This window comes from Gordonia terrae (assembly GCF_051789125.1).
Lineage (GTDB): Bacteria > Actinomycetota > Actinomycetes > Mycobacteriales > Mycobacteriaceae > Gordonia > Gordonia terrae_A.
This window is the reverse complement of record NZ_CP196526.1, coordinates 3,585,116-3,600,804: the sequence shown is the minus strand read 5'-3', so window position 1 is coordinate 3,600,804 and position 15,689 is coordinate 3,585,116. Positions and strand designations below refer to the sequence as shown.

Here is a 15,689-nt window from a genome sequence, read left to right as displayed (position 1 = left end):
AATGCCCGTCATCGACGTGACCCCGGACCTCGACGCCCGGACGATCACCATCAACGCCGAATTCGCCGCCCCGATCGAGCGTGTGTGGCAGGTGTACGCCGACCCGCGCCAGCTCGAGAAGATCTGGGGCCCGCCCACCTACCCCGCGACCGTCGTCGACCACGACCTTCGGCCCGGCGGCCGGATGACCTACTACATGACAAGCCCCGAGGGCGAGAAGTTCGGCGGTTACTGGAAGGTCGAATCCGTCGACGAGCCCAACAGTTTCACGTTCCTCGACGGATTCGCTGACGCGGACCTCAACCCGATCACCGACATGCCGGAGTCCCGGAACTCGTACGCGTTCGTCGAGAAGGACGGCAAGACGATCGCCACGTACATCAGCACCTACGATTCCGCCGAGGCGCTGCAGAAGGTTCTCGACATGGGCGTCGTCGAGGGTGCGTCATCGGCCATCAACCAGATCGACGAGTTCCTCAAGGCCTGATCAGAGATTCGAGTCTACTGTCGGGAACCCCTCGGGCAGTTCGGCCGCCGGTCCTCCGGCGCCGGGCCCGGGGGGTTCGGTGATGGTCTAACCGCCGCCGAGTCCGTGGGTGTATGCGGCCATCGAGATCGATCCGGCGGCATGGCCGCCCACGAGCAGATCCAGTGGTGTGTCCCCGGCGAGCCCGGCGATGTAGAGCAGTGGCAGATAGTGGTCGGGGGTCGGCACGGATTTGTCGAAGTCGGGATGCCCGTCCAGGCTCAGCACTCGCGCCGGGTTGTCCTGCAACACTTCTCGGGCCGCGTCGTCGAACCGGTGGGCCCAGTCGAACCCGGTGTCGGACTTGGTGAAATCGACCGCCCGCAGGTTGTGCACGATGTTGCCGCTGCCGATGATCAGCACGCCTTGTTCGCGGAGCGGGGCGAGTCGGCGGCCCAGTTCGAAATGGTGTTCGTAGTCCTTGAATGCGTTGAGCGACAACTGCAGTACGGGTATAGACGCGTCGGGGAAGGTGTGCACGAGGACCGACCACGTTCCGTGGTCGATACCCCAGCTGTCGACGTCGTGGCCGCACCACGTGGGTTTGACGACGTCGGACACCATGTCGGCGACCTCGGGGTCACCCGGGGCCGGATAGTCCACATCGAAGAGGTCCTGCGGAAATCCGTAGAAGTCGTGGATGGTGCGCGGCCGCGGCATCGCGGTGACCGCGGTGGCGTTGGTGTACCAATGCGCCGAGATCACCAGGATGGCACGGGGTTTCGGTACCGACGCCCCCAGCGCGGCCCAGGCCTCGGTGTACCTGTTGCGCTCGAGTGCATTCATCGGGTTGCCGTGTCCGATGAACGCGGCCGGCATCAGCCCCGATGCCGCGTCCGCCGCGTGTCCTGCTGTCATCGTCGCCCTCCTTCGTCCGATTCACGGACGGGGTCGACGCTACTCCGGAATCCGCGAAGTCGCCGACAGGCGTTCTGGATTCGTGGAACAATCCAGGGATGCATAAGCGCTGGTCGATGCTGGTTGTCGCGGTCCTCGTGATCGCGCTGGCGGCGTGCGGAACCGGCGGCGGAACCGAGTCAGCGTCCTCGTCGGTCGCCTCGTCGAATCCGCAGCAGGCGGCCCAGATCGAGCGCATCGTCGAAGGGCTGATGGAGTCCAAACATCTGAAGGCGGCGATCGTCCGCGTCACCGACGACGGTCAAGAGGTGATCACCAAGGCGTTCGGCGAGTCGCAGACCGGTGTTCCCGCAACCCCGGACATGCACTTCCGCAATGGTTCGGTCGCCATCGCCTACGTGGCGGCGGTGCTCTTGCAGCTCGTCGACGAAAAGACCGTCGCCCTCGACGACATCATCGCGAAGTGGGTCCCTCAGATCCCCAACAGCGACAAGGTCACCCTTCGGCAACTGGCGACGATGACATCGGGGTACCAGGACTTCGTACTCGGGAACGATGCGTTCGAGACCGAGGAACTGACCAACCCGTTCAAGGCGTGGACCACCGAGGAGATGCTGTCCTACGCCGTGGACAAGCCGTTGCTCTACGAGCCGGGCACGAACTGGAACTACGCGCACACCAACTATGTGATCCTCGGGCTGGCTTTGGAGAAGATCACCGGTGAATCGGTCGCCGATCTCCTCCGGCAGCGGATCTCCGAGCCGCTCGACCTCGACAACACGGTGTCTGATCTGACCGCGGTGATCCCCGAACCGGCCCTGCACGCCTACTCCTCCGAACGCCGCGGGATTCTGAACCTCCCACCGACGACGCCCTTCTACGAGGAGACAACCGGCTGGAACCCGTCGTGGAGTATCACCCACGGCGCCATCCAGACGTCGAACATCTACGACGTCGAGGCGACGGCACGGAAACTGTTCGCGGGCGAGACGTTGTCATCGGAGTCCTACGACACGATGGTCTCCACCAGCACGCGTGGCGTGGCGCGCCCACTGGCCGGCTGCGCGACGTGCATGGCGATGAGCGATCGATACACCTACGGCATGGGTGTGGTCCTCACCGGCGACTGGATCGTGCAGAATCCGCTGTTCAACGGGTACTCGGCGGTCGCGGGCTACCTGCCGTCGGAGAAGGTCTCCATCGCGGTGTCGGTGACCTACGACCCCGAGGCGTTCGGTCCCGACGGCTCGTACGACAACGGCGGAAACCCCATCTTCGCCCAGATCGGCGCACTGATGGCACCCGACGCCGCGCCGCCGATCCCGCGGGACTGACCGGTCGCAGTCCCCGCCTCCTCGTGCCGTGAGCGTCGTCGCGACGCGGTGCAATAAGGTGGCAGGCATGGTCGACCGCCTCCCCGACGACGATCTTCGGGTCGGAAACCCGGAACGCGAACGTGCCGTCACCCTGCTCAACGATGCCTTCTCGTCCGGGTACCTGGAGATCGCGGAGTTCGAGGAGCGATCCGGGCTGGTGTACGCCGCCAAGACCCGCGTCGACCTGCGAGCCGTCCTGGAACACCTCCCGAACGCCGGCCGCTTGTTCAACGAGCCGACTCCATCCGTCGCCACCATGCCGGCCGTCGCCGTGCCGCAGGCCGCGCCACTGCATCTCGAGGCCGAATGGGACACGGTCCGCCGCAAGGGCACCTGGCACGTCCCGCCGTCGACCCTGGTCACCGGCAGCATGGGCACCGTCGACCTGGACTTCACCCACGCGACCTTTCCCGGCCCGTCGACGACGCTGCAACTCCAGGTGTCCATCACCACGGTGAAGCTCCGGATCGGCCCCGATCACGAGATCCGCTACGGCGACCTGCAACTCTCCGGATGGTCGAAGGTGAAGGACAAGGCCGGTGCACCGACGCGTCCGGGCGGACCGGTGATCGAGCTGACCGGGTCGGCGTCGGGGATGACGGGGATCGTGATCAAACGGGGCTGACCGTTCGTCGGTACGCGATCAGTGGGCCCGTGGCCTACTTGTGCTCAGGCTGAACTCAATGGTGTCGCGACTGTTTCCCGATTCGTAACGTTGCCGCACGTGGCCGACCGAACACTCAGTATCAGCGCGCCCGGCGACCCGCAGACAGGAGAGTCGGGGGCGACCGACCCCTCGTCGACCGCTGCGAAGTCGGGTAGGTCGTCCCGGCTGCACACGATCCTGCGCGCGTTGTCGCCCGTCGTCGTCCTCGTGCTGTGGCAGGTGGGCAGCGCGCTGGGCTTCATCCCGCAGGACAAGCTGCCCGCACCGTCGCTGATCGCCGAAGCCGGGTGGGAGGTCCTGAGCAACGGCCAACTCGTCGATGCCATCGCGGCGTCGGCGCAACGAGTCGCGATCGGATTGACGATCGGCGTCGCGGTCGGCATCGGACTCGGCCTGCTGGTGGGACTGAGCAAGTTCGCCGACTCGGCCATCGACCCCAACATGCAAGCCATACGCGCCCTGCCGCTGTTCGGGCTGATCCCGCTGTTCATCCTGTGGTTCGGCATCGGTGAGATGCCCAAGGTCCTGCTCGTGTCCCTCGGTGCGCTGTTCCCGCTCTACCTCAACACCTCGGCCGCGATTCGCCAGATCGACGGTCGGCTGGTGGAAACCGCTCGCGTCCTGGGTTTCTCGCGACTGACCACGATCAGGGACCTCATCATCCCCGGCGCCATGCCGCAGATCCTGGTCGGCCTGCGGCAGGCCCTGGCCATCGCGTGGCTGAGCCTGATCGTCGCCGAGCAGATCGCCGCGACGTCCGGACTGGGATACCTGATCAACAACGCGCGAGACTTCCTGCGCACCGACATCATCTTCTTCGGCCTGATCGTCTACGCCGCACTGGGATTGATCACCGACGCCATCGTGCGTGCGCTCGAGCGCTACACGACGAGATACCAGAACCGGTGATTCTCCCGTCCCGAACACCCCGAGTAGAGGAGGTCCGACCATGACCGCCATCGCCACCCGAGATCTCGAGGTCCCACTCGTCGAGAAGCGTGCCGGCACTGCCACGTTCGCCGCAGAGGTCGAGCACGCGAGCCTGAGTTACGGCGACAACCCCGTGCTGCGTGACGTCACGCTGCGAGTCGGTGCGCACGAGATCGTCGCGCTCATCGGACGCAGCGGCAGCGGCAAGTCGACCCTCCTGCGATTGCTGGCCGGCCTGGCGACCACCGAGTCGGGCAGCGTCCGTACCGCGGGTCACCCGGCGGTGTCCTTCCAGGAGCCACGACTCTTCCCGTGGCGCACCGTGTTGCAGAACGTCGCCTTCGGTCTCGTGCGCGAGAAGGTCGGCAAGTCGCAGGCCCGGGAACGGGCTCGCCGCACTCTCGACGAGGTCGGCCTCAGCGACAAGACAGGCGCCTGGCCCGCGCAGCTCTCGGGTGGTCAGGCACAGCGGGTCTCGCTCGCGCGTGCACTCGTGGCACGTCCGCAGCTCCTGCTGCTCGACGAACCGTTCGGCGCGCTCGACGCACTCACCCGGCGCACGATGCACGAGCTGCTCATCTCCCTGTGGCGCGACAACGGGTTCGGCGCACTGCTCGTCACCCACGACGTCGACGAGGCGTTACGGCTCGCCGACCGCGTCGTCGTCCTGGCCGGCGGCCGCATCGTCGAGGACCTCGCCGTGCCACGTCCGCGCCAGGCCGGTGAACTCGACGATCCCGACTCCGAGATCCCTCGTCTGCGAGCCGAATTGCTGACCGCACTCGGCGTCGCCGATTCCGCGCACTGACCCGGTCGCGACCACCCGACCACCCGAGTTCCACTCCCTGAACCCGAAAGCACCCTCGATGACCAACGACCATCTCTCCTTGCGCGCACCCCGCCCTCGTCGGCGACGTGTGCTGGCCGCAGTCCTGGCCACCGCCGCCCTGACCCTGGGTCTCGCCGGCTGCGTGCAACGGGAGGACAACGCCGGATCGATCGCGAACGAGACGGTCGACGTCGCCTCGCTACAGGACCTCACGCTCCGTGTCGGAGACCAGAAGGGCGGTACCGAAGCCCTGCTGCGTGCCTCCGGCGAACTCGAGAAGCTCCCGTTCACCATCGAGTTCTCCACCTTCACCTCCGGTCCGCCGCAGATCGAAGCCGCGACCGCGGGCAAGATCGACTTCGCCGTGACCGGGAACACGCCGCCCATCTTCGGCGCGGCAGCGAACGCGAAGGTCAAGATCGTCACCGCCTATGCGAACAATGCAAGCGGTGATGCGATCCTGATCCCGGGCAACTCGACCCTGGGCTCCGTCGCCGACCTCAAGGGCAAGAAGGTTGCGGTCGCCAAGGGCAGCTCGGCTCACGGCCATCTGCTGCTGCAGTTGAACAAGGTGAACCTCACCCTGGGGCCTGGCAAGGACGTCGAGCCGGTGTTCCTGCAGCCCGCGGATGCGTTGTCGGCGTTCACCTCCGGCAACGTCGATGCATGGGCGATCTGGGACCCCTACACCGCGATCGTGCAGCTCGAAAACAACCCGAAGACGCTCGTCACGGCCGAAGGAGTCTCCAACGGCTTCGGCTTCGGCATCGCGGGAGACGAAGCGCTGGCCGATCCGCGTCGAAACACCGCGGTGCGGGAACTCGCGCTCGGGATCGCGCGCGCCGCGAACTGGGCCAAGGCCAACCCCGATGCGTGGGCCGAGCAGTACTCGGCCGAGGTCGGCATCGATCCGCGGGCAGGCAAGATCGCGCAGGGTCGGAGCCTGCGGCCCGCCATCGCACTCGACGACAGCGTCGTGGCGTCCGAGCAGGAACTCGCCGATGCCTTCGCCGATTCCGGACAGTTGCAGGGGAAGGTCGACTTCGGGACGTTCGTGGACAACCGCTACGACGAGGCCTTGGCACCGCTGTTCGGCACGCCTCAGTCCTAGACCCGCCCTTCGTGGCCCGTCGACCTCGACGCGCTCCTTCGTCGCTCGCTCGGCCCAGCGGCTTGCGCGCCTCGCACCTCAGGGAGCAGAAGTTCCACCGCCCGTCCAACCGCAGGAAGGGAACACGCACACCCAATGAGTCATTTCCACTGGTTTCTACCGACCGCCGGAGACAGCCGCGGAATCGTCGGCGCCTCGCACGCATCGGCGACGAAACGACATCCCCCGGGTTATCGCGCGCCGGACCTGCCGTACCTGATCGACGTTGCCCGTACCGCCGACCGCCTCGGATACGAGAGTGTGCTGACCCCGACCGGAACCTGGTGTGAGGATGCGTGGCTCACCACCGCCGCCGCGATCACGCACACCGAGCACCTCAAGTTCCTCGTGGCGTTCCGTCCCGGCCTGATCTCACCGACCCTCGCGGCGCAGCAGACCGCGACGCTGCAGCGTTTCTCGGGCGGGCGGGTCGCGGTCAACATCGTGACCGGCGGCGACGAGGTCGAGCAACGACGGTTCGGTGACTGGGTGGACCACGACCGCCGGTATGCGCGCACCGACGAGTTCGTGCAGATCGTCGAAAGTCTCTGGGCCGGTGAGACAGTCGATTTCGACGGTGAGTTCTACCGGATCGCGGGGGCGTTCTTGCCGGACCCGCCGGTCGTCAAACCGCAGATCTTCTTCGGCGGCTCGTCGGATCCGGCCCTGACCGTCGCCGCCTCGCGGGCCGAGGTCTACCTCACGTGGGGTGAACCGCCCGCTGTGGCCGGGGAGAAGATCGCCGAGGTGGCGCGCCGTGCGGCCGGGCGGTCACTGGAATACGGAGTGCGACTTCACGTCATCGCGCGTGAGACCTCGGAGGAGGCGTGGCGGGTCGCCGACGCCCTGTTGCAGGGGATCTCCGACGAGGAGATCGCGACGGCATTCGCCCTGCACTCCGGTTCGGACTCGACCGGCCAGCGTCGGATGGCCGAACTGCATGGCGGACGCCGCGACGCGCTCGAGATCCACCCCGGCCTGTGGGCGGGTGTAGGTCTCATCCGCGGGGGAGCCGGGACCGCACTCGTCGGCAGCTACGACGAGGTCGCCGGTCTGATCGGTGAGTACGAGTCCGAGGGATTCTCACACTTCATCCTGTCGGGCTACCCGCACATCGAAGAGGCGCACTGGTTCGCCGAAGGCGTGCTGCCGGTGATCCGGGACCGGGTCGGCGCGCTGAGCTGACTTGCGCTGTTCTGGCTGATCGCCCGGCTCATCGGGCGAGCCACTCCGACAGCCGCTCCGACGACCACGTCGTGACGATCCGGTCCGGATCGATGCCGTGCTCGGCGGCACGCTGGGCGCCGAGGATCTTGAATTCGAGCTGGCCCGGGGCATGTGCGTCGGAGTCGATGGCGAACAGGCAGCCCGCGTCCACTGCGATCGCGATCAATTCGTCGGGTGGGTCGACTCGTTCCGGTCGCGAGTTGATCTCCACGATGGTGTCGTTGGCGGCGCAGGCGTCGAACACGGCCGCCGCGTCGAAGGTCGACGGCGGCCGGTGCCCACGACCGCTCAACACCCGCCGCCCCGTGCAATGCCCGAGGACGTGGACCCGCGGGTCGGAGACCGCCGCCACGAGCCGGGCCGTCATCGCGTCGTGTTCCATCCGAAGCTTCGAGTGGACTGACGCGGTCACCACGTCCAGACGGCCGATCATCTCGTCGGTCTGATCGAGCGAACCGTCGTCGAGGATGTCGATCTCGATTCCGCGGAGAAGTCGAAAATCGTTGGCGTGGTGCCGATTCCACTCGTCGATCGCGTCGATCTGGGCGGTGAGGCGCTCCGCGCTCAACCCGTTGGCCACCGTCAGGCGAGGGGAATGGTCGGTGATCGCCAGCCAGCGATGCCCCAGGGCTTGCGCCGCGGATGCCATCTCCTCGATCGGGGCGCCGCCGTCGCTCCATTCGGTGTGAGTGTGGAGATCGCCGATCACCGCGTCGACCATGTCGTCGGCGCCTTCGTACGGGATGGGCGAGTCCTCGCCCTGGAGTCGGCTGAGATAGGACGGCAGGTCACCGGCGGCGGCCTCGGCCATGACCGCCGCGGTGGTCTTGCCGATACCCTTGATGGTCGTCAGGGTGCCGGCGAGAGCTCGTTCGCGCAGCGTGTCGGGCTCGAGTCGAGCGGCTGCCTGCGCGGCCCGGCGGAACGCCTCGACGCGATAACTGCTCTCCCGCCGCCGTTCGAGCAGCCACGCGATGCGCCACAGCGCGTACACCGGATCGATCGGTGCGGAGACCGGACGGAAAGACCTCATCGTCGGTTCGTGTCCCGGCGCCCGGCCACCCCGACGCCTGCTGCCCGGCGCACGAGGTGCGGCCGGGCAGTGGGTCGTCGTACGGTGACGGTCAGGGCGGACCGGTCAGTGCGCGGCCTCGAAGGCCTCGATGATGCTCTGCGGGATGCGCCCGCGATCACTCAATTCGTAGCCCTCGCGGATGGCCCATTCGCGAATCGCCTTGGTGGTCTCCTTGTTGCGGCCCCCACCGGTCGCGGTCGCGGCGGTCGCAGCACGTTTGGTGACGCGGCCGGTCTGACGGGAGATGTCGAGGTACTTCGACAGCGAATCGCGAAACTGCTGCGCATGCTTCGACGAGGTATCGAACTCGTAGTTCTTTCCATCGAGTGACCATCGGACGGTTTCGTACTGATCCAGTACCTTGCCGTCGAGATCATCAATGACCTGAACGATTTCCTTTTTCGCCATGAATTGCTTGTCCCCTCGAATTGTGATCGACCAAGACGGACGTACAAGGTTCTTTAAAAACCTTCTCCACCCCGTTTTGATCTATTCCCTCGGTGCACAGCATAGACCCAAACCATGAGTACTTGCTGAGAACCCCCGCCTAGACCATAAATCATTAGAAAGCATTAGGGAAGTCGAGAACGTGACTTTGTTAGCGAGTGGGCGCTGTACTGCTGTTCGACGGCCGGTTTCGGGAAGTGGCGGGACGGTCGGCAGGGTCAGTTGTCCGTGTCGTCGACGGCGGGGCGGTCCTCCGCGCAGACGATTCGTCCGATTCCTCCGGTGTGAGACTCACCAACGATTCAGGCGCTCGATCTGCGGCGTAGATCGTCCGATATCCGTTCGAAGTGATAGCGAAACCGGCTTTTGATCTCGATTCGAGACAAAACATGCCGACGGTCTCAACGAGACATGAAAAGCGTGAAATGGAAATCGTTCGGCCGTAGTCGACTATGGAACTCCGATACAGCACCGGATATCGATTGGCACATGCTCCGTGTTGTGGACCGTCGGGTCCGAGGATCGCGTAATTGCCGGCCCACTCGCAGGCCGTGGACGACGACGAGCGCCGGCCGCTCGGCGACGGGGCTTCGTCGGGGTCGTCGGCGATACGGCATGCGAGAGTCGAGGACCCGTTCGTGCCGGTCGAGCAATTGACCGACCGGTCCGGGATGGAGAAATGGAACCCCGACGAGTCCTGCAGGTCCGAATCCTCGGTCACCGACCCCTGATGGAATCGTGAATTGTCGGCGCGCGGCGCCAGGGCGACAACCCGGCCGATGGTCCAATCGGGCAAATTCTGTGCCGAGTCCTCGCCGCTCGTCGGGCCGGCCGATGACGACTCCGTCTCGGTCACCGTCGACAACTCGTCGGTGGGCGGGATCACGATTCGCGACGGACCGGAGTCGGAGGGCAACGAACACCCGGCGATCGTCACCGAAAGAGACAGTCCGACCATTGCCCCGGCCGCGTATACCGCGGCGGTCGCACGGGGGCGCCGGCGCCGTGACGGGGATTCAGGGCGGAGTCGACGATTTCCGTACCCTTGCACTGTGTCGACCCCCAAGATCGTTCTGTTCTACGTCTTCGTACCGCTGCCCGATCCGGAAGCCATCCGGCTGTGGCAACTGGCTGTATGCGAGTCGCTCGGACTGCGGGGCAGGATCATCGTGTCACGACATGGGATCAACAGCACCGTCGGCGGCGACATCGTCGCCGTCAAACGCTACGTCAGGGCCACCCGTGGGTACCCCGGGTTCGCCGACGCCGACATCAAATGGTCCGACGGCACCGGTCGCGACTTCCCGCGGCTCAGCGTTCGCGTGCGACCCGAGATCGTCACCTTCGGGGTGCCCGACGAAATCGAGGTCGACGAGAACGGAGTGGTCGGTACGGGGACCCGGCTGAGTCCGGAGGAGGTACACGAGCTCGTCGACGCGCGTGGCGACGAGGTGGTGTTCTTCGACGGCCGCAACGAGATCGAGGCACAGGTGGGACGCTTCGCCGGGGCCGTGACGACGAAGGCCCGTACGACCCGCGACTTCGTGCCGCTGATCGAGAGCGGCGCCTTCGACCATCTCAAGGACCGGCCGGTGGTCACCTATTGCACGGGCGGTGTTCGCTGCGAGGTCCTGAGCACCGTGATGCGGCACCGCGGTTTCACCGAGGTCTATCAGCTCGACGGTGGGATCGTCCGCTACGGCGAACGCTTCGGCGACGACGGGCTCTGGCAAGGGTCGCTCTACGTCTTCGACGACCGGATGAGTGTGGAGTTCTCCGATTCCGCGAAGGTTATCGGTACCTGCGTCGAATGCGGTGGTCCGACGAGCAACGTCGCCAACCACCCGGAGCGTGACGGACGCGACCTCGCCGTCATCTGTCCGGTGTGCCTGGGGTGAGCGCGCACAGGCGGGCGGCCGGCAGGGGACCGGTGCCGGTCATCGTCGTCGCCGGATATCTGGGTTCGGGCAAGACCACCCTTCTCAACCACCTGCTGCGCTCGGCGGGCGCGGGCGGCACCCGGCTCGGTGTGCTGGTCAACGATTTCGGGTCGGTCAACATCGACGCGTTGCTCGTGTCGGCCCAGGCCGACGGCGCGGTGAGCCTGAGCAACGGGTGCATGTGCTGCACCGTCGACGCCGACGGCCTCGCCGACGCGCTGACCTCGCTGGTCCGCCCGAGCGCCGGGATCGACGCCATCGTCATCGAGGCGAGCGGAATCGCCGAGCCCAAGTCGCTGATCCGTATGGTCACCTCGGTCGCCGACCCCCGGTTGCGCTACGGCGGGCTCGTCTACGTTCTCGACGCCGCCCACATCGACCAGGTGCGCGCCACACATCCGGAGATCGACACGCACGTCGCCATCGCCGACCTGGTCCTCGTGAACAAGGCCGACCTGGTTGCCCCGGAATCGCTACATTCCGTCGAAGAACTTGTCGCACAACTCAATCCGACTGCGGCGCGGTTGGTGACCCGCGAATCGGCAGTCGACCCCGCCCTGCTGTTCGATCTCGCCGCGCACGACGAAGCGCCGGCTCGCGGCGGGCAGCTGACGCTCGACGAGTTGTTGTTCGATGCGGATGGGCACGACCATCATCACGAGCACCTGCACGCCGAGTACGAGTCGGTGTCGTTCCACAGCGACCGCGCGATGAGTCCACGCCGTGTCGCGCAGTTCCTCGAGAGGCCGCCCGCCGGGTGTTTTCGCGTCAAAGGTGTGGCGTACTTCGATGTCCCACGCCATCGGCAGAAGTTCGTTCTGCACGGCGTCGGAGGATTCGTCCGCGTGACACGGGAACCGTGGGGCGGTGAGAGTCCGTTCACCGAACTCGTGGTCATCGGACGAGGGCTCGTGCCGGAGGAGGTGCGTTCGGCGCTCGACGCCTCCGTCGCGGGGCCCGAGGATGCCGAGGACGAGCACGGGATACTCGGGGTGCTGCGCCATCTCATGGAGTGAGCGTGACGGTCACCACACGCCGATCGCGATGTCACATCTCCCTAACGAATTCGCATAGGCCCTGAACGACCATTTCTCATTGCGGGCTTCGTTTGTTTCACTGTTAAGTCTGTGATCAGTGTGACCAGTGGTGCTCAACGGGAGGGAGTGAGGCGAGTGACAAGCAGACGGGTGCATGGTCGCCGCCTCGACACGCCAATGTTTGGATTCGGAACAAGAAAGCGCATGACGGCTGTGGCATTCGCGGTCATCGCGTCGGCGTCGACCATGATCGCGTCCACCGCCGTGGTCGCCCCGGCCGCCGCAGCCCCCGCACGTGGAACCGCACTGGCCGGGAAGACGGTGTTCCTCGACCCGGGCCACCAGGCGAGTGCCACGGGCCACGACCTCAACGCGCAGGTGCCCGACGGCAGGGGTGGACGGAAGGATTGCCAGACCACCGGGGCGACGGGTGTGAACGGGGCCAAGGAACACACCGTCAACTGGCAGATCACCCAGCTCGTCAAAGCCGGCCTGGAGAGCCAGGGCGCGCGCGTGGTGCTGAGCCGACCCGATGACACCGGGTGGGGCGGCTGCGTCGACGAGCGTGCGGCCGCGGCCAGCCGTTCCGGCGCCGCGGTGGCGGTGAGCCTGCACGCCGATTCGACGGCGCGCGGAGCCGACTCCGCGAAGAAGGGCTTCCACATGATCGTGCCGTCGCTGCCGATCCCGGACGCCACGGTCAACCGGGTGCAGTCCGGCGAGGGCCGCAAGGCGTCGACCGTGATGCGCGACGCGTTCCTCGGGGCGGGATTCCCGTCGGCCAACTACGCCGGGGTCCAGAACGGCATCCAGACGCGGGCGGACATCGCCGCGGTGAACCTCACCAAGGTTCCAGCGGTCTTCATCGAGATGGGCAACCTGTCGAACCCGGCCGAGGCTGCCGCGCTTGCCGGGCGTGACGGCCAGATCAAGTACGCCATGGCCATCACCGACGGCATCTTGAAGTACGTGAACGGCAACGCCGCCACCGGCGCCGGCCCGGCACCCGCGACGCCGCCCGGGGACGCCGGCGGGCTGTCGTCGGTGATCCCCTTCATCGAACAGCTCCTCGCGACCGAAGACCCCGAAGCGGTGGCGCAGCTGCTGCTGACGCAGGGGCAGGACGTCTCGGCCCAGGTCCTCAGCGCGATGCTGACAATCCTCTACGGACTCTTCGACGGCAAGCTGCCGATCGGCTGACGCTCAGCACGGCTGCGAGGCCAGGGTCGGGCGAGTCCACGCGTCTGACCTGGCAGTCCGCCGAACGGCTGAGCCGGGCCGCGGCGGACGGCTAACCTCGCGTTCATGGGCGTGAGAGAACTGCTGTTCATGGACACCCCGGTGCCTTCGCTGCGCGGCCGCAAGGTGCTCGTCACCGGCGCGGCGAGCGGAATAGGACGAGCCACCGCACAGGCCGCCGCCGCACGCGGTGCCGAGCTCGTCCTCACCGACCTGCATGCCGATCAGCTCGACGAGGTCGTCTCGGCCATCATCGCGGCCGACGGCACGGTGTTGTACCACATGGCGGGTGACGTGTCGGACTACGACTGGGTGGCCGGTTTCGCCCGTCAGGTCGACGCCGAGGTCGGGGTCATGGATGTCGTCATGAACATTGCCGGGATCTCGGCCTGGGGGACCGTCGAGAACCTCGAGCACCGGCATTGGCGCAAGCTGGTCGACGTCAATCTCATGGGGCCGATCCACATCATCGAATGCTTTGTGCCGCAGATGATCCGACGCGGTCAGGGCGGGCACATCGTCAACGTCTCGTCGGCCGCGGGATTGCTGGCCCTGCCATGGCACGCGGCGTACAGCGCGAGCAAGTTCGGGCTCCGGGGCGTGTCGGAGGTGCTCCGGTTCGACCTGCGGCGTCACGGGATCGGTGTCTCCCTGGTGTGTCCCGGAGGCGTCGACACCCCGCTGGTCGACAGTGTCGAGATCGTCGGTATCGATCGCGAGAATCCCCGAATCAAGGCCGCCATCAACGGGTTCCACAAGGTCGCGGTGTCGCCGGACGTCGCGGCCGCCGCGATCCTCAAGGGCATCCGGAAGAATCGGTTCCTCGTCTTCACCTCGTTCGACATCCGGTTCGGCTACTGGTGGGCCCGCAAGTTCGCTTTGCCCTACGAGATCGCCATGCGCGTGGCCAACGACCGGTTCGAGCGGCTGGCCCGAATCAGCGCGCGTAGCCTCGAGGCCCGGGCGAGCGACGAGCACTCCACCCGGTGACAGCTACCTTCGCCAAGTCGCTGCGCGGCAGCGGTCCACCCGGCGGTCATCGGGATTTCTTCGCGGCCGAAGCAGCCGGACTGCGCTGGCTGGCCGATGCGGGAGCGCCAGTCGTGGAGGTGATCTCGGTGAACGAGGACGCCATCGAACTCGAACGTCTCGACAGTGCGCGGCCGACTCCCGCGGCCGCGCGCACCTTCGGTGCCGCGCTCGCACGGATGCATGACGCGGGTGCGCCCCACTTCGGCTCTCCCCCTGCAGGCGCCGACGGGCGGCCGTTCGCGGGCCAGCTGTTCATCGGTCGCCGGGAGCTGAGTTCCCGCGAACATCCGACCTGGGGAGAGTTCTACGCCCGTGAGCGCGTCGAACCCTACCTCCGCCCCGCGCGGGAGGCCGGCAACCTCACCGCCGCTGACGAGGACGCGGTCCGCGAGGCCTGCGCACTGATCGCGCGCGGAGTCTTCGACGACGCCGACTCTCCGTCACGCATCCACGGCGACCTGTGGAGCGGCAACGTCATGTGGACGCCGCGCGGCGTGGTGATGATAGATCCGGCTGCCCATGGCGGCCACCGGGAAACCGATCTCGCCATGCTCGCACTCTTCGGATGCCCCCACCTCGACGCCATCGTCGAGGGATATCGCGACGAGCACCCACTCGCAGCCGGATGGCAGGACCGCGTCGACGTGCACCAACTCCATCCGCTCGCCGTGCACGCCGCCGGTCACGGACCCGGATACGGCACAGCGCTGGGACGCGCCGCCCGCGCCTCCTCGGCGCTCGCACGCGGATGACGCACGGGATAATCGTCCGGTGACAGTCACCGGTGCAAGCCCGAACCCAGTATTGATCGTGTCCGCCACGCAAGCCGAGGCGCAGTATGTGCCGCCCGGCTCCCGGCTGCTCGTCACCGGAATCGGCAAAGTGCGCGCGACGCTGGCACTCAGCCGCGAACTGGCCGCGGGCCACCCGGTCACACAGGTGATCAACATCGGCACGGCGGGCGCGCTGCGTGACGGGCTGGCCGGGGACGACGAGCTCGGCCTGTTCCTGCCGTCAGCGGTCCTCGAACACGACATCAGCAGTACCGAGTTGCGGGCGATGGGCTACGCGATGACCGATCGCTGGGAACTGCCCGATGGCGACGGCACCGTGCTGGCGTCCGGCGACACGTTCGTGGCCGATCCGGTGCGCCGCGAAGAACTGGCCCGGCAAGCCCACCTCGTGGACATGGAAGGGTGCGCGGTCGTGCACGTCAGCGAACAGTTCGGAGTCCCGTGCCGGCTGGTCAAAGCGACCACCGACAACGCCGACGAGGGCGCGATGGAATGGCCGCAACTCGTCGACGAGGCGGCTCGCCGACTCGGTCGATGGCTCGAGATCAGCCTCTCCGGCTGA

At 66.7% G+C, this 15,689-nt stretch carries 15 protein-coding genes and 1 pseudogene; 13 read left to right on the top strand and 3 right to left on the bottom strand.

Annotated elements, in window-relative coordinates; translation table 11 throughout:
• Position 1 precedes the first annotated feature (1 nt).
• The gene (locus tag ACSUZC_RS16400; RefSeq protein ID WP_439029565.1) at positions 2-487 is read left to right on the top strand and encodes an SRPBCC family protein; all 486 of its coding nucleotides are present in this window, start codon (positions 2-4) and stop codon (positions 485-487) included.
• Here the strand turns inward: ACSUZC_RS16400 and ygiD are convergent.
• A pseudogene (gene ygiD / locus ACSUZC_RS16395) lies at positions 488-1,384 on the bottom strand (4,5-DOPA dioxygenase extradiol). It abuts the gene before it with no gap.
• Positions 1,385-1,482: 98 nt separating this feature from the next.
• Between ygiD and ACSUZC_RS16390 the strand changes: the two are divergent.
• The 6 genes from ACSUZC_RS16390 to ACSUZC_RS16365 all read left to right on the top strand — a co-directional run bounded on the left by ACSUZC_RS16390 (position 1,483) and on the right by ACSUZC_RS16365 (position 7,521).
• Complete coding sequence (locus ACSUZC_RS16390) at positions 1,483-2,718, top strand: serine hydrolase domain-containing protein (RefSeq protein WP_439029564.1); 1,236 nt, start codon at positions 1,483-1,485, stop codon at positions 2,716-2,718.
• A gap of 67 nt (positions 2,719-2,785) precedes the next feature.
• A complete protein-coding gene (locus ACSUZC_RS16385; protein WP_439029563.1) occupies positions 2,786-3,385 on the top strand; it encodes a DUF1707 SHOCT-like domain-containing protein in 600 nt (199 codons plus the stop codon).
• A 99-nt stretch (positions 3,386-3,484) separates the two neighbouring features.
• The gene (locus ACSUZC_RS16380) at positions 3,485-4,336 is read left to right on the top strand and encodes an ABC transporter permease (protein ID WP_439029562.1); all 852 of its coding nucleotides are present in this window, start codon (positions 3,485-3,487) and stop codon (positions 4,334-4,336) included.
• Between the two features lie 40 nt (positions 4,337-4,376).
• A complete protein-coding gene (locus ACSUZC_RS16375) occupies positions 4,377-5,165 on the top strand; it encodes an ABC transporter ATP-binding protein (protein ID WP_439029561.1) in 789 nt (262 codons plus the stop codon).
• Between the two features lie 58 nt (positions 5,166-5,223).
• Positions 5,224-6,297 carry an ABC transporter substrate-binding protein gene (locus ACSUZC_RS16370; RefSeq protein WP_439029560.1) on the top strand — a complete coding sequence of 358 codons (1,074 nt, stop codon included), beginning with the start codon at positions 5,224-5,226 and terminating at the stop codon, positions 6,295-6,297.
• Positions 6,298-6,432: 135 nt separating this feature from the next.
• Positions 6,433-7,521, top strand: coding sequence for an LLM class flavin-dependent oxidoreductase (locus ACSUZC_RS16365; protein WP_439029559.1), 1,089 nt, complete (start codon positions 6,433-6,435; stop codon positions 7,519-7,521).
• A 28-nt stretch (positions 7,522-7,549) separates the two neighbouring features.
• On the opposite strand, the gene ACSUZC_RS16360 is transcribed toward ACSUZC_RS16365, so the two are convergent.
• Together ACSUZC_RS16360 and ACSUZC_RS16355 are read right to left on the bottom strand one after the other, a co-directional pair.
• Positions 7,550-8,596 carry a PHP domain-containing protein gene (locus ACSUZC_RS16360; protein WP_439029558.1) on the bottom strand — a complete coding sequence of 349 codons (1,047 nt, stop codon included), beginning with the start codon at positions 8,594-8,596 and terminating at the stop codon, positions 7,550-7,552.
• A gap of 105 nt (positions 8,597-8,701) precedes the next feature.
• The gene (locus ACSUZC_RS16355; RefSeq protein WP_439029557.1) at positions 8,702-9,046 is read right to left on the bottom strand and encodes a histone-like nucleoid-structuring protein Lsr2; all 345 of its coding nucleotides are present in this window, start codon (positions 9,044-9,046) and stop codon (positions 8,702-8,704) included.
• Between the two features lie 1,091 nt (positions 9,047-10,137).
• Between ACSUZC_RS16355 and trhO the strand changes: the two genes are divergently transcribed.
• From trhO to ACSUZC_RS16325, 6 genes are all read left to right on the top strand, one after another.
• Positions 10,138-10,983, top strand: coding sequence for an oxygen-dependent tRNA uridine(34) hydroxylase TrhO (gene trhO / locus ACSUZC_RS16350; RefSeq protein WP_439029556.1), 846 nt, complete (start codon positions 10,138-10,140; stop codon positions 10,981-10,983).
• Entirely contained in the window at positions 10,971-12,041 is a 1,071-nt protein-coding gene (locus tag ACSUZC_RS16345) for a CobW family GTP-binding protein (RefSeq protein ID WP_439029555.1), read from the top strand. The genes trhO and ACSUZC_RS16345 overlap by 13 nt, the downstream gene beginning before the upstream one ends.
• A 225-nt stretch (positions 12,042-12,266) precedes the next feature.
• Positions 12,267-13,262: an N-acetylmuramoyl-L-alanine amidase gene (locus ACSUZC_RS16340; protein ID WP_439029554.1), complete on the top strand. Its 996-nt coding sequence runs from the start codon at positions 12,267-12,269 to the stop codon at positions 13,260-13,262.
• A 105-nt stretch (positions 13,263-13,367) separates the two neighbouring features.
• Positions 13,368-14,291 (top strand): SDR family oxidoreductase, encoded by a 924-nt coding sequence (locus ACSUZC_RS16335; RefSeq protein WP_439029553.1) that lies wholly within the window; start codon positions 13,368-13,370, stop codon positions 14,289-14,291.
• Positions 14,288-15,085: a fructosamine kinase family protein gene (locus ACSUZC_RS16330; RefSeq protein ID WP_439029552.1), complete on the top strand. Its 798-nt coding sequence runs from the start codon at positions 14,288-14,290 to the stop codon at positions 15,083-15,085. The genes ACSUZC_RS16335 and ACSUZC_RS16330 overlap by 4 nt, the downstream gene beginning before the upstream one ends.
• 58 nt (positions 15,086-15,143) lie before the next feature.
• The gene (locus ACSUZC_RS16325) at positions 15,144-15,689 is read left to right on the top strand and encodes a nucleosidase (RefSeq protein WP_439029551.1); all 546 of its coding nucleotides are present in this window, start codon (positions 15,144-15,146) and stop codon (positions 15,687-15,689) included.

What these genes read in the sequence shown, in the direction of transcription:
- ACSUZC_RS16400 (WP_439029565.1), top strand. Translation starts at nt 2, where the DNA reads ATGCCCGTCATCGACGTGACCCCGGACCTCGACGCCCGGACGATCACC.
- ACSUZC_RS16390 (WP_439029564.1), top strand. Translation starts at nt 1,483, where the DNA reads ATGCATAAGCGCTGGTCGATGCTGGTTGTCGCGGTCCTCGTGATCGCG.
- ACSUZC_RS16385 (WP_439029563.1), top strand. Translation starts at nt 2,786, where the DNA reads ATGGTCGACCGCCTCCCCGACGACGATCTTCGGGTCGGAAACCCGGAA.
- ACSUZC_RS16375 (WP_439029561.1), top strand. Translation starts at nt 4,377, where the DNA reads ATGACCGCCATCGCCACCCGAGATCTCGAGGTCCCACTCGTCGAGAAG.
- ACSUZC_RS16370 (WP_439029560.1), top strand. Translation starts at nt 5,224, where the DNA reads ATGACCAACGACCATCTCTCCTTGCGCGCACCCCGCCCTCGTCGGCGA.
- ACSUZC_RS16365 (WP_439029559.1), top strand. Translation starts at nt 6,433, where the DNA reads ATGAGTCATTTCCACTGGTTTCTACCGACCGCCGGAGACAGCCGCGGA.
- ACSUZC_RS16360 (WP_439029558.1), bottom strand. Translation starts at nt 8,596, where the DNA reads ATGAGGTCTTTCCGTCCGGTCTCCGCACCGATCGATCCGGTGTACGCG.
- ACSUZC_RS16355 (WP_439029557.1), bottom strand. Translation starts at nt 9,046, where the DNA reads ATGGCGAAAAAGGAAATCGTTCAGGTCATTGATGATCTCGACGGCAAG.
- ACSUZC_RS16340 (WP_439029554.1), top strand. Translation starts at nt 12,267, where the DNA reads ATGACGGCTGTGGCATTCGCGGTCATCGCGTCGGCGTCGACCATGATC.
- ACSUZC_RS16335 (WP_439029553.1), top strand. Translation starts at nt 13,368, where the DNA reads ATGGGCGTGAGAGAACTGCTGTTCATGGACACCCCGGTGCCTTCGCTG.